This is a genomic window from uncultured Methanobrevibacter sp., assembly GCF_902769175.1.
In the GTDB taxonomy this organism is placed as follows: Archaea; Methanobacteriota; Methanobacteria; order Methanobacteriales; family Methanobacteriaceae; genus Methanobrevibacter.
The window spans coordinates 26,917-39,389 of record NZ_CACXNW010000022.1 but is presented as its reverse complement, the minus strand read 5'-3'; the positions used below and the strand labels follow the sequence as shown (position 1 = coordinate 39,389).

Below are 12,473 nucleotides of genomic sequence, written 5' to 3'. Positions count from 1 at the left end.
TTATTTCTATAATAATAGATTGTACTTCATTGTATATAAATTTAAAGGAAAATAAGTTAAGAAAAATGTGGGTGAGGGTCATAATCGTGACACACTCTCTTTTTTTATTTATTGGTCAACTATCAATTTACTTGTTTTATCAATTAATACATCAACTATATGCATGCTCTTTAATTCTTTTTCTGGAATATCATACAAGTCTATTAATTTTGATTCGTCAGCTTCTAAAACAGCATCATTTCTTGTAAAGTATTTAGATAATTCATCAATAAAGTAATCTGGACAATCAATCATAACAACGGCTATATTCATCTCACCCTCTTTAAGTCCAAGTATGTCAAATGCCTTGGAAATTTGTCTTTGTCCAGATGTTCTAAGCAATATTTCAATTCCTAAATCCTTAGCTAAATTCATTCCTCTTTCAAATGCATTCATTGCATGAATTATTCCATGTTGGAGGTGAATTTTCCCAGCTATTGCATCTGCATTCATAAGCTGGATTATTCTAACATCACAACATCCATTTCTAATATTGTCTACTTGGTCTAATGTTTTTGGAATGCTTTCAATTGTTCCAGTAAATCCTAATATTTCTACATTGCCTAATTCAGCTAATTCTTTATTGTATTCTTTCATTTTATCTCTCTTGAATAAGATTAAAAATAGTTTATATGAGTTTATTTTTTAATTATTTTAATTTTTTTATGTTAGTTTTATTTTCTAGGTTTATTATTTAATTTATTTTTTAATTTTTTTATGTTAGTTTTATTAATTTATTTTTTACTTCTCTTTCCTTGCTTATTGTCTAAGGAAAAATGATTATCTTCAAGCAATCTGTTTACCCCGTCAATATATGCCTCTACACTTGCATTGATAATGTCAGGTTCAGTTGCCCTTGCAGATATGATCTTATCTCCTGAGCTAAGCTTTACAATAACTTCAATAAGTGCATCTGTACCGCCAGTAACTGCATCTACGTGGTATTCTTCAAGCTTGATGTCTGTAAAGTTTTTGATTCCCTTATTCACTGCATTGATTGCTGCATCTACAGGACCGATACCAACATCAGCTTCAATAACTTCCTTCTCTTCAATATCCATCTTTATGGAAGCTGTTGGTCTTATCTTATTTCCTGAAACGATGGTAAGTTCGTCAAGATTGATTTTCTTTTCCTGTTCAATGTTTAGGACATGCTCTGCAATTGCTTCCAAATCAGTGTCAGTAACAGTCTTTCCCTTATCACCAAGGTCTTTGACCTTAAGGAATATTTCATTTAACTGTTCCTTATTTACTTCAAGGCCTAATTCCTTTAGTCTTTCATCTAATCCTTTGGTTCCTACATGCTTTCCTATGATGAATTTTCTTCTATGCCCTACAAGTTCTGGGAGGATAGGCTCATAGGTTGCACTGTTTTTTATGACTCCATCTGCATGGATTCCAGATTCATGTGCAAAAGCATTTTCACCTACAATAGGTTTATTTGGGGCAAGATAAGCATTGCTTAATCTTGAAACTAATTTGGAAGTGTTATAAAGTTGATTGATTTTGATGTCTGTAGTGTATCTGCTTTCCTCATCATCTTCACTGTATTTGTATAATGTGTTTAAGGATACTACAACCTCTTCGAGAGCTGCATTTCCTGCTCTTTCACCTAATCCGTTGATTGTTGCATGGAATCTGCTTGCTCCTCCATCGATTGCAGACAATGTGTTGGCTACTGCAAGGCCAAAGTCATTATGGCAATGTACACTGACAGGAACTCCCAAATCTGTGAATTTCCTATAGAAATTAAATGATTTTAAAGGTGTAAGCATTCCTAAAGTGTCACATGGACAGATTCTATCTGCTCCTGCATCAATTGTTGCCTTGAATATTTTTCTCAAGTATTCTACATCAGTTCTTGTTGAGTCTTCTGCAGCAAGCTCTACCAAAAGGCCATGGTCTTTAGCATATTCCACCACTTTTACAGCATCATTAAGCATTTCTTCTTGAGATTTTTTCAATTTGTATTTTAAATGCAAATCAGAAGTTGGAACCACAACGTTTACTGCATCAACATCACATTCCAAGCAGTAATCTACATCTTTTATTAATGTTCTTGAAAAGCTGACGATTTCTGCATTTAATCTTTGTGATGTAATCAATTTAATAGCTTCCCTTTCACCTTCAGAGGTGATGGCAGATCCTGCCTCAATTGAGTTTACTCCTATTTCATCTAATTTGGTAGCTATTCTTAATTTCTTTACAGCATTTAAAGAGATTCCTGGAGTCTGTTCACCATCTCTTAATGTTGTGTCTAAAACTTCTATTTTCATTTTTTCACATCGAGTTATTTTATAATAAGTAGGAATATCCAATAGTGACTTATCTGTTTTCCATTAATAAGTAGGAATATCCAATAGTGACTTATCTGTTTTCCATTTCATTTCTAAACCATTTGACAGTTTCCCTTAACTGCTCTTCAAATTTGTCTTCCTCTGGGGAGAAATTGATGTTTTTAAGATTGCTTATATCTGCAAGTGAGTGTTTAATGTCTCCTGGTCTTTCATCAAGGTATTTTACAGGAATGTCTGATTCCAAAACATCACTTACAATTTCAAACAAATGGTTTATTGTCATGGATTTTCCTAATGCAACATTCACTACTCCATTATAGTCAGATTCAGCAGCTGCTATGTTTGCATTGACAATTTCCTTAACGTAAATGAAATCTCTGCTTTGTTCTCCGTCACCATAGATTACAGGGCTTTTAGCATTTAGTATAGCAGAGATGAATTTAGGGATAACTGCTGCATATGGGGAATTTTCATCTTGTCTTGGACCAAAGACATTGAAATATCTTAATGCAACATAATTCAATCCATAGGCTTCATTGAATGATTTCAAGTATAGTTCTCCACTTGCCTTTTGAGCTGCATAAGGAGAGCAAGGCATTGAAACTTCAGTCTCTTTTAATGGCATATTAGGATTTTCTCCATAAACTGCTGAAGATGATGAGAAGACTATTTTCTTAATGTCATTGTCTTTACATGCAACCAAGAGCTTTACTAATGCATCAATATTTGTTTGGTTATAGTAAATAGGCTCAGCAACGCTTCCAGGTACGCTTACCTTTGCTGCAAGGTGGAATACATAGTCTTTTCCTTTTAGGATACTATCTAAGTCAGCATCTAAAAGGTCTTCCTTAATTAAAGTTAAGTTTTCATGTTTTGGTTTATTTAAATTTTCCATTTTTCCAGAGGATAAGTTATCGATTATAGTCACTTTATTGTTTTCTATCAATGCATCTACAATATGTGATCCTATAAATCCACATCCTCCTGTTACTACAATTTCCTTATTTTCCATTATATCTGGTCCTTTAATTTATAATGTAAATATGTATAAATATATTTATTTTCTATATTAGTATAGATTTATAATTTTAATAGTATTTTAATATTTTGAAATAGGTCAGCTATAAAAAATTCTCATAATGAAGTATTTTAATATTTTGAAATAGGTCAGCTATAAAAAATTCTCATAATGAAAATCTATTTGGCTTTTGAATCCTATGACTTTTTTAAAAAATTATAAAATAATGATAAATTTTTGAAAGTTTATGTCTTTTTAGTAAAATTGAAATTATTAAATTAATTTTTGAAAGTTTATGTCTTTTTTGTAAAATTAGAATTATTAAATTAATTTTTGAAAGTTTATGTCTTTTTTGTAAAATTAGAATTATTAAATTAATTTTTGAAAGTTTATGTCTTTTTAGTTAAATTAGAATTATTAAATTAATTTTTGAAAGTATACATATGTTTAAAAAATTATAAAATATAAAATAAATTTTTGATGGAATGTCATTTTAGAAAATAAAAAAATATTCAATGAATCAAAATTCATATAATTTTTAGGAGTGCCTAAATTTTTATTGCTTAAAATTACTTATTTTCTTTAAATTTATAATAAATTTACTTTATTTAGTAATAATTCAATCCTTAATTTTTAATTTTAAAAATAATCCTAAATCAGTCCTATATTTTCGACTTGTCAATAAGTAATAAAAGATATATATTATATTAAAACATAATAATAACTATGATTAGTATAGGTGCTAATGGATTTCAGTTATTTGTGAATTATATAGTGGCTATTATAGTTGCAATAGTCTTAAGCTTAGCTTTAAGATCCCCTCTTCTTCCAAAAAAGCCAATTAGATTTTCTTGGACTAAAAGTGCACTATTTCCAACTCCTATATTCGCTATGGGGATTTTAGCTATTTTTTATTCATTGAATATATTTTGGATTTATAATGGATTGGTGATTGCGGTTATAGTGGGAGCTTTCTTAGCTATTTTTGTAAAGTATCTATTCGATTATATTTTCCCAATCCCTCAAGAAGGAGGTAGCAAATAATGAATTTAATAATTGGCTTAATCATAGCAACTGTTGTCTCTTGGCTTAATTTTGTTATTGTGGATACATTCTTAGGTCTTCCTGAAGCTCCAGGAGTTAAGGGAGCAAAAACTGTAGGGTATTCCATAAAGAATAGGAAAGGAGATTTGTCTGGAGGTTTCTTCCAAGGAAATATCTTATGTTCTCCAGATGCATCAGCAGGAACCTTGATTGCATCAATAGGTGTTTATATCTCAGGCATTCAAGGAGGATTAATTGCTGCTTTGCTTGTTTATATTGGAAATAGGCTATGTGCAGATCCAGGCTATGCTGGAACTTGCGGTGCATTGACCATGACCTTATTGATATTCATCTTTTCATTTATTGGAATCACTCCAGAGATGTTTATTTGCGGTATGGTAATTGCAATATTCACTATTCAAGGAATTCACCATCCAACAAGCTCAAGGCTTATTGGAAAAATAGCAAAATCCTTTGGTAGGTATACTAAATATGAATAAATGACTAAAATTAAATTTAGATTAAGATTAGGATTAATTGATTAGATTAATCCTTAATGATGAACTTTAAAAATTAATGAAGAAAATACAAGGTTAAATTATGTTTATTGAAATTATTGGAGTTATTACAATTCTTATGGCTTTAAGAGCAGTAATAACCAAAGATAGAGCAGAAAAATTACTTTACATAAATGTAATAGGATTCTGTGTTTCTGCATTAGTTGCATTGCATATTAAAACTGCATTTGGTCTTGTATTAGCTGCAGCTTTCTTTATCTCTTCAACTATTGGAGCAAATGCAATTGCTTACAGTTTAGATGATTTGGAAGATGAAATAACCTATGATAAGAATATGGAAGAGCATAAGGAAAACTAATAATAATTGATGATTATTTCTTTTAGATAATAGAAATGTGATTTAAATGTTGGAATTTATCAATATGACAACAATATCAATTGCGTTGATGATAATAGGTGCTATTGGAGTTGTCCTTCTTAAAAAACCATTGGATAAAGTGATTATGGTTTCTATTTTGGAAGCAGGTTTATTTTTAGCTATAGTTAGCTTCAAATACTTGGATGTAGCTTTTTTAACTGCTGTTCTTGATCCATTGTATATTATCGTATTCTTGCTTGCTTTGATTAAAATAAATAATGTGAGAAAATCAAAGCTAAACGATTTTTCCACTGTGCCTAAAATGATGCAAAGCACTGAAAATCGTGAAAGAAACTCTGAAGGTGGTAAATAATGTTTAATCTAGCGCTTTGGGTTTATGTAGGTTTAGCATTAGCTATTTTTGGAAGTATTGCTACAGTATGGGGTCATGGAGTGAAAGACCCAATAATAAGAACAATCAATACTGAAGTGGCATCTGTAGGAGTTTCATTAATTTTACTTACTTACAATTCTACATTAGCTCTTTTAACATTAATTGCAACTACAATTATTGTTACATTAATCCTGTTTAGAGCTATTGCTCGTTTAGAAGAGATATGGGCTGATGTATAATGCTTATTGAATTTTTACAAACTGAATTAATGCTGGGAGGAATCTAAATATGCCTAAAATAGCTAAATTATGGAATAAGTTAGCAGATCCAAAGAATATTCCTAGATTATTTGCCTTAATTTTAGGTTTGCTCTTGATTGCTGGATTCCTGATTCCTGTAGGTTTGAATACAGACCAAATCTATACACGTCCAGCTCCTCAAAGTCAAATGGATGCAGGTCTTGCAATTGCTCCATATGATAGGGGAGGAGAGATTTTAGAAAGTCCTGGTGTTACAGAAGCCCAATATCCTGAGAATTCCCAAAATCTTGGTTGGATCAATTCATATATGACTCCAATTGCGGAAGTGCTGAAAGGTATTTCCCCATACTTTGGAACAAGTATCTGTGCATCTCCTGGTGGAGTTATCGATGAAAGCCTATACTATACCAGAGGTTTTGATACCATTTTAGAATCCACTATCCTTATGATGGCATTCATAATTGCATCCTGGCTTGCCATTAACTTTACAATGGACAGGAAAAAAGGAAAAGAGGATATTAAGGAAGATGTGAAAAGGGCTATTGCAAGTTCTGACAGAATAGCCAGTGAAGTTGAAATGAGCAATCGTAAAGCTCGCGAAAAGCAAGCTAAAAAGGAGTTCAGGTGATTAGATGGTCGCTAGTGTAATTCCTCAATTTGTTCCTGCCTTCTACAGCTCAATGTATTCCACTGCTTTGTATGGAGGATTGATTGTAGCTTTCATTGGCTTGATTGGAATTTCAATGGAGAAAAGAGATATTCAAGTTCTTATTCTTACAGACCTTGTTGGATTGGCTATGCTTATTGTTGTAGCGGCTGTAGGAACTGACTTGTCTGAAGCTTTGATTCTTCCTGGTTTGGTAGTGGAATTAGCAGAGATTATGGCAATCTCTGAGATTTTAATATCTCGTGAAATGAGAAAGAAAGATCAAGATGCCTCATTTGCACCAATGCCTTTAGACATCAATATGGAAATCATGACAACTGCTCCTAATTTCATTGCATTGTTGCTAATTGGATACGGTGTATTCTTATCTGGATTTACTGGTGGTGCAGTAGCTGGTGGAGGTATTGTAATCTATGTATTAAGCAGAAAGGTAAGAGGATTGCCAATATTTGTTCTTGATGGCGTAGGAGCAATTTCAGGTATATCCTGGTGCTTATGGATAATTGGTTTCCTATTGTTCTTCCTAATGCCTAAATACTGGTTGCTCAGTTTGTTCCTTGCTGCTTTAGGATTGCTTATGAAAGTTGCATCTAAGATTGGATTGATTGGAATCCTAATGAGAGAGGAATACGGAAGAAAATAGTTATTCTTATTCAAATCAATTTAGATTAAATAAAGAATCAGTAAAAAAATCCGTAAAGTATTCAAATCAATTTAAATTAAATAAATATTCAATAAAAAATCAGTAAAAAATCATTAAAAAATTATTAGAAATTAAAAAGAATTCAAATAATTAAAAAGAATTCTAATAATTAAAAATTATATTTATTAAATCATAAATGAACTTAAAAAAACGTTTAAATAAAAAGGAGACTGTTAAATGCTTATAGAAGATTTAGGTGGAAGCATAATGGGAACAATCCCATTGGGAGATATTGTTCTTTACTTAAACCCTCTCCACATATTCTTGTTTGTAACTATACTTGTATTTACAGCATTGATAGCTATCAGCCGTACTGAAACCCAAGTTGAAGCAATGTTTGGTTCACTTGATGAAAATAAGGTTGCAGTAGGGAAAAAGGAATTTAAGCAAAGAAGATTCTTGGCTATCATATGTGGTTTAGCTACTGCAGGAGCTATGATTACTGGAGATTTGTTTAACTTTACCCTATTCATGGCTTTGATTGGTATTGTTAACATTGGTATTGTTTCTGCTGTAAAACAGGTGGATGTCTTGAATTCTGCTTATCAATACGGTTTGATTGCTATGATGTGCGGTTTGCCGTTATTCGGTGGAGCAGCTATGATTTTAGCAGCTACCGGTACATTAAGCCTATTTGAGTTAGCAACAATTCCTGCAAGCCCAATGATGATATTCGGTGCATTAGTAATGTTGATTGGAGTTTGCGGTGAAAGCGGTATTGCTCCATTCTTTGCAAGTAAGGCAGAAATGTTCAGAACTCCTGGATCTCCATTTATATTAATCATTCACTTAAGTTCATTGTTTATCATTGTCAGATTTGTTGAAATCCTATTGACAATATTGTAAATTGAAAAAATTAACAAATATAAAGTTAATGAAAATTAAATATCAAAATTAAATATAAATAATGTATTGAATTAAATTATAGATTTATCTATTAATTTATATTAAAGAATTCAAATTCAGTAAAAAATAATATTTATAAATTTATTATAAAAATAGAAGGTCGATAAAATGAATAAAATGAAAATAGCTAGCTATGTTGTATTTATTGTATCTATATTGGCTATCCTTTACGCTTTAATATTTAATCCTGCTGATTGGATAGTTTATGCAATAGCTATTGTTTGTATACCATTTTTAGTGCTTTCATTTGGACTGATTTCCATGTCTAAACCAATAAAAGAAGAAGAGGAGGAAAGAAGAGAAGAGCCTTTCACAGGTTACTGATAGAATCTCTTTGTGGATATTATGAATTTAATGGCTCAGATTTTAATCAATGTAATAATAGCTTTCCTTGGAGGTAGTCTTTTATTAGGTTTCCACAGAAAGGTTATGGCAAGAGTCCAATTAAGGCCAGGACCTCCTATTATACAATATTTATTGCATTCATTGAAATTTTTCTTTAAGGAGACCACATTTCCAAAAACTGCTTCAATACCGTTTTACATAGGTATTACAGTTATTTTAGCAGGAATTTGGGTAACTGGTGTTATTGTAGGTCCGGTTACAAAAGGCTCTTTAATGATTTTATTCGGTATTTATGCAATCCATAAGATTGTAGAGCATAATGCAGGATCTTCATCAGGTTCTCCATATGGTAAGGTAAGCTGTGTAAGGGCTGTATTTTCAGCAGCAGGTGAATTGCCTTTATTTGCTGTTATTGCTGTAGTTTTCATGCTTACTGGAACTATGGACATTAGCGGAATAATCGCTTATCAAGCAGCAAATGGACCTTTAGTATTGCAATTGCCTCTTGCAGCAATTATGTTCTTCACTTTAATAGTCACTAAATCTCCATATTCTCCTTTTGCAATTACAAAAGGAAAGGAAATCATATCAGGTTTTGAAACTGAACACTTTGGTATGCTTAGAGGATACATAATGTTTTCAGAGTCAATCGCTTGGTATATTCTATTATGGATTTTCTTGACTGTATTCTTTGGACCAATTTCCGTTGTAGGATATCTGATTGGAATGATTATAATTTGTATAATCACTGGATTTATCAATGCTACAACTCCTATGCTAAATCCTAACCATTCTGTAATGGCTCAAATTTCAATTGCAGTTATCTGTACAGTAGGTTCAATCATTATGATTATTATATAAAATAGAGAAAAAATTAAAATTCCAAATTAAAAAGTGTAATTAAAGTTCTAATAATTATAATAATTTATTAAATTATTAGGATTATTAAAACTATTAAAACTATTAAAATTATTAAAACTATTAAAATATTAAAATTAATTAAAAATTAATAAGAAGGCTTAAAAATGAATGATGAAAAAGGAATGAGAGTATTAACTTCATTAGTTGCTTTAGGCATTTTTATAGTGGCAGGACTTGCTGCCTTATATCAAAGTATTTTAGCACTTCCTTTAGCTATAATCGGAATCATTTTCGTTCCATTTATATTGATGCAACACAATGGAAAAAATGCTCATTTAGCTGAAAACTTAGAGAAAATAGCATTTGTCATTACCTTTTTAATCATTTGCATAACATTCATTTGCTTATACAAGCCTATGTAAATCTTTAAAAATAGATTTTAAGAAAAATTAAATTAATTATATTTATCAATTTATCAAAATAAGAGTTTAGAACTAAAAATAAGAAAATCAAGGTGAAAATCATGGAAGAATTATTTTATATGATTTATATTATAGTTTTTATTGCAGGATCAATTGCAGGTCTTTTATTAAGCTATAAGAAGCATATGGAACCTTATATAATATCTGAAATAGATGTAATGACCTTGGTTTTTTCCATTGTAGGGTGGTTTTTATTATTTAATCATGGTTTAAATCATCATATCAGTTCTGAAATCTTACTCACTATTGCATTCTTCTGTATTGGGCTTGCATTAGGAAGAAGGCCAGGTTATGGTCGTAAAGAAACTGCAATTGGAATATTGATTGCAGGAGTCGTCTGGATTTCAACTTCAGGAGTTTTATTCTAATGGTAAGTCACTCAATAATTGATGATTTATTCTAATAAGTATATGACTCAATATTCTGAGTTTAATAATATTTGACTCAGTATCTGGAGTTTAATTCTAAAAAAACTAAATTAACTCACTTGGTGATTTATATGAATAGCGAAGAAAAATATGAAATGATGAAATTAAGGGTTCTTCATAGTTTCCGTTGGGAAAAGGACATTACAATTCCATTATCTGAAGAATTTGGCATTTCTAAAGAAGAATTTGAAGATATTCTTATGAATCATTTTGACATGAGTGATTTGGAAAATATGCATGCCACATATGAAATAGCAAATAGGGAAAAGATAAAAAGACAATTGCATCTTGATTTAAGGCTTTATTGGCTTAGTGATGTAATAAAGCTTGTATCAGAGGAAGATGCAGATAGAATTTGCCATATGCTAACTAAAGACATAGTCAAGAATGGCAAGAAATATGAGGATGCCCTTGAAGAGGGAAGAGCACAAATCGTTGAATTGATTAGAGAATAAACCATTATAATCATAAAAAATCATTATTAAAAGAACAGGAACTTAAAGGTAATTAAAATGCTTAAGAAACTAAAAGATATTGTAAGAAAAAGTTCAATTCATGTTTGTATTGTAAACTGTGGAGGATGCAATGGCTGTGATGTAGAGCTTGTTGCCATTCTTTCCCCAAGATACGACCTTGAACAATACGGTATCTATGTATACAACAATCCTCGTGAGGCTGATGTTCTTTTAGTAACTGGTGCAGTTACAGAACAATGGAGAGACAATCTAAGAAGGATTTATGCAAAGATCCCTGAACCTAAGATTGTAGTGGCTGTTGGAAACTGCCCTCAATCAGGAGATGTATTTGCTCAGGAAGGAGGAAGGGTTCTTGCTCCTGTTTCTGACTTTATTCCAGTGGATGCAGCTATTCCAGGATGTCCTCCAAGACCAAGTGAAATTTTAGAGGCAGTTTTAACTGTTGCTCCTGGCGCAATTGCAGCTAAAGGAAGAGCTCAAGATGCCAGGAAAGATTAATGTTTATTTATAAATTAGATTTAGATAAGTGAATAAGGAGTCGCGATATTATGATATTACCAATTGGACCAATTCATCCAGGTTTAAAAGAACCTTTAAGACTTAAACTTCAAACTCAAGGTGAAAAGGTTATTAAAGCTGAGATAGACTATGGTTATGTTCACAGAGGTATTGAAAAGATTATGGAAGGCAAGACTTGGCAGAAATGCATTTACTTATCTGAAAGAATCTGCGGTATCTGTTCATATGAGCATACACAAACCTTTGCAGAAACTTTAGAAAATATTTCTGGAGTTCAAGCGCCACTTAGGGCTCAATACTTAAGGGTCATTACAAATGAATTGGACAGGATCCAATCACACTTGCTTGCAAACTCAACATTCTTCAAGACCTTAGACCATGAAACACTATTTATGCATGTTTTGGCTTTAAGAGAACATGCAATGGATTCCCTTGAACTTTTAACTGGAAATAGGGTCAATTTAGGTTGGAATGTAGTTGGCGGTGTGAGAATGGATGCTGATGAGAGACATTTCAATGCAATACTTGAAAACTTAAAGAAAATAGAAGATGGCTTTGACAGGCATATTGCATTGTTTGAAGAGGCTCCTATAGTTGCATTAAGGACAAAAGGAGTTGGGGTGATGACTAAGGAGGAAGCAATTAAAGGTCATGCAGTTGGACCTATTGGAAGGGCTTCCGGCCTCAAGCATGACTTAAGGGAAGAGCATTACACTTATAGGGATGAGTTTGACTTCAAGCCAATTTGGAGAAAAGAGGGAGACAACTATGCCCGTACATTAAACAGGCTTTATGAAGTTGAGCAATCCATTGATTTAGTAAAGCAGGCAATTGAAAATATACCAAAGGGAGACATTAGAGTTCCTGTTGACATTCCTTCAGGATATTGTGAATGGAGAAACGAAGCTCCTCGTGGAGAAGTAAGGTATATGGCTGAAACCAATGGTGATTTGATCAAGCGCATATCCATCAGAACTCCAAGTATAATGAATATTGACTCCTGTGCAAAATATATGCTTAAGGATGTAGCCACTGTTGCAGATGCTGTAGCTACTTATGCATCTTCAGATCCATGCATTGCATGTACTGAAAGAGTGGCAATCACCGATATAGGCACTGGAAAAACAACCGTAAAAGACTATTATGGGGTGATATGAA

At 31.9% G+C, this 12,473-nt stretch carries 18 protein-coding genes; 15 read left to right on the top strand and 3 right to left on the bottom strand.

What is annotated here, in order from left to right; all coding sequences use genetic code 11:
* Positions 1-108 precede the first annotated feature (108 nt).
* The 3 genes from cgi121 to QZV12_RS08860 form a co-directional block, all read right to left on the bottom strand.
* A complete protein-coding gene (cgi121, locus tag QZV12_RS08870; protein ID WP_295620471.1) occupies positions 109-636 on the bottom strand; it encodes a KEOPS complex subunit Cgi121 in 528 nt (175 codons plus the stop codon).
* Positions 637-773: 137 nt separating this feature from the next.
* Positions 774-2,315, bottom strand: a complete 1,542-nt coding sequence (locus QZV12_RS08865) for a (R)-citramalate synthase (protein ID WP_295620468.1) — start codon at positions 2,313-2,315, stop codon at positions 774-776.
* A gap of 91 nt (positions 2,316-2,406) precedes the next feature.
* Positions 2,407-3,348, bottom strand: a complete 942-nt coding sequence (locus tag QZV12_RS08860) for an NAD-dependent epimerase/dehydratase family protein (protein WP_295620465.1) — start codon at positions 3,346-3,348, stop codon at positions 2,407-2,409.
* 732 nt (positions 3,349-4,080) lie between these two features.
* On the opposite strand from QZV12_RS08860, the gene QZV12_RS08855 reads away from it, so the two are divergent.
* The 15 genes from QZV12_RS08855 (at position 4,081) to QZV12_RS08785 (ending at position 12,472) form a co-directional block, all read left to right on the top strand.
* Entirely contained in the window at positions 4,081-4,398 is a 318-nt protein-coding gene (locus tag QZV12_RS08855) for an energy-converting hydrogenase A subunit A EhaA (RefSeq protein WP_295620462.1), read from the top strand.
* Positions 4,398-4,898, top strand: coding sequence for a hypothetical protein (locus QZV12_RS08850; protein WP_295620459.1), 501 nt, complete (start codon positions 4,398-4,400; stop codon positions 4,896-4,898). Before QZV12_RS08855 ends, QZV12_RS08850 begins: the two co-directional genes overlap by 1 nt.
* Positions 4,899-4,998: 100 nt before the next feature.
* Positions 4,999-5,274 carry a DUF2109 domain-containing protein gene (locus QZV12_RS08845; RefSeq protein WP_295620456.1) on the top strand — a complete coding sequence of 92 codons (276 nt, stop codon included), beginning with the start codon at positions 4,999-5,001 and terminating at the stop codon, positions 5,272-5,274.
* A gap of 46 nt (positions 5,275-5,320) precedes the next feature.
* Positions 5,321-5,647 (top strand): DUF2108 domain-containing protein, encoded by a 327-nt coding sequence (locus tag QZV12_RS08840; RefSeq protein ID WP_295620453.1) that lies wholly within the window; start codon positions 5,321-5,323, stop codon positions 5,645-5,647.
* On the top strand, positions 5,647-5,907 hold the full coding sequence (locus QZV12_RS08835; RefSeq protein ID WP_295620450.1) for an EhaE family protein: 261 nt from the start codon (positions 5,647-5,649) through the stop codon (positions 5,905-5,907). Before QZV12_RS08840 ends, QZV12_RS08835 begins: the two co-directional genes overlap by 1 nt.
* Positions 5,908-5,956: 49 nt before the next feature.
* A complete protein-coding gene (locus tag QZV12_RS08830; protein WP_295620447.1) occupies positions 5,957-6,556 on the top strand; it encodes an EhaF family protein in 600 nt (199 codons plus the stop codon).
* A gap of 4 nt (positions 6,557-6,560) precedes the next feature.
* Positions 6,561-7,238 (top strand): EhaG family protein, encoded by a 678-nt coding sequence (locus QZV12_RS08825; RefSeq protein ID WP_295620444.1) that lies wholly within the window; start codon positions 6,561-6,563, stop codon positions 7,236-7,238.
* A gap of 237 nt (positions 7,239-7,475) precedes the next feature.
* A complete protein-coding gene (locus QZV12_RS08820) occupies positions 7,476-8,144 on the top strand; it encodes a hypothetical protein (RefSeq protein WP_295620441.1) in 669 nt (222 codons plus the stop codon).
* Between the two features lie 168 nt (positions 8,145-8,312).
* Positions 8,313-8,528 (top strand): DUF788 domain-containing protein, encoded by a 216-nt coding sequence (locus tag QZV12_RS08815; protein ID WP_295620438.1) that lies wholly within the window; start codon positions 8,313-8,315, stop codon positions 8,526-8,528.
* A 21-nt stretch (positions 8,529-8,549) separates the two neighbouring features.
* Positions 8,550-9,410: a respiratory chain complex I subunit 1 family protein gene (locus QZV12_RS08810; RefSeq protein WP_295620435.1), complete on the top strand. Its 861-nt coding sequence runs from the start codon at positions 8,550-8,552 to the stop codon at positions 9,408-9,410.
* A 164-nt stretch (positions 9,411-9,574) separates the two neighbouring features.
* Positions 9,575-9,832 (top strand): energy-converting hydrogenase A, subunit K, encoded by a 258-nt coding sequence (locus tag QZV12_RS08805; RefSeq protein WP_295620432.1) that lies wholly within the window; start codon positions 9,575-9,577, stop codon positions 9,830-9,832.
* A gap of 101 nt (positions 9,833-9,933) precedes the next feature.
* The gene (locus QZV12_RS08800) at positions 9,934-10,260 is read left to right on the top strand and encodes a DUF2104 domain-containing protein (RefSeq protein WP_295620428.1); all 327 of its coding nucleotides are present in this window, start codon (positions 9,934-9,936) and stop codon (positions 10,258-10,260) included.
* 131 nt (positions 10,261-10,391) lie between these two features.
* Positions 10,392-10,775 (top strand): DUF1959 domain-containing protein, encoded by a 384-nt coding sequence (locus tag QZV12_RS08795; RefSeq protein WP_295620424.1) that lies wholly within the window; start codon positions 10,392-10,394, stop codon positions 10,773-10,775.
* A gap of 51 nt (positions 10,776-10,826) precedes the next feature.
* Positions 10,827-11,294: an NADH-quinone oxidoreductase subunit B family protein gene (locus QZV12_RS08790; RefSeq protein ID WP_295620477.1), complete on the top strand. Its 468-nt coding sequence runs from the start codon at positions 10,827-10,829 to the stop codon at positions 11,292-11,294.
* A 50-nt stretch (positions 11,295-11,344) separates the two neighbouring features.
* A complete protein-coding gene (locus tag QZV12_RS08785) occupies positions 11,345-12,472 on the top strand; it encodes a nickel-dependent hydrogenase large subunit (RefSeq protein ID WP_295620421.1) in 1,128 nt (375 codons plus the stop codon).
* Position 12,473: the final 1 nt, after the last annotated feature.